A 411-nucleotide genomic window follows, 5' to 3' on the forward strand; every position below is an offset into this window, starting at 1 on the left:
CCCAGGGCCTGATGGTGTTCCAGTCGCGCAACATCGCGGATGCGCGCATCTACGGTGCCGAGATGAAGGCCGGCGTCGACTTCGGCCAGATCAGCCCGGCGCTGCAGGGCTGGGCGCTGCGCAGCTCGGTGGCCTGGTCGCGCGGCGACAACAGGACCGAAGACACCCCGCTGGATTCGGTCGACCCGCTGCGTGGCACCGTCGGCCTGATGTACGACACCGACACCTGGGGCGTCGAACTGGCCGGTACCTTCGTCAAGCGCAAGGACCGCGTCACCGCCGCCACGGTGTACCGCCCGGCCGGCTACGGCGTGGCCGACCTGATGGCGCACTGGAACTTCGCCCCGGGCGCCACCTTCAACGTCGGCGTGTTCAACCTGGGCGACAAGCGTTACATCGACTGGTCCAACG

1 protein-coding gene is annotated in these 411 nt (G+C 68.6%); it reads left to right on the top strand.

What is annotated here, in order from left to right:
• Window positions 1–411: TonB-dependent receptor domain-containing protein (locus FJV41_RS56235; RefSeq protein WP_141649668.1), on the top strand; the 411-nt coding region annotated here is incomplete at both ends.

It is taken from the genome of Myxococcus llanfairpwllgwyngyllgogerychwyrndrobwllllantysiliogogogochensis, from assembly GCF_006636215.1.
Lineage (GTDB): Bacteria > Myxococcota > Myxococcia > Myxococcales > Myxococcaceae > Myxococcus > Myxococcus llanfairpwllgwyngyllgogerychwyrndrobwllllantysiliogogogochensis.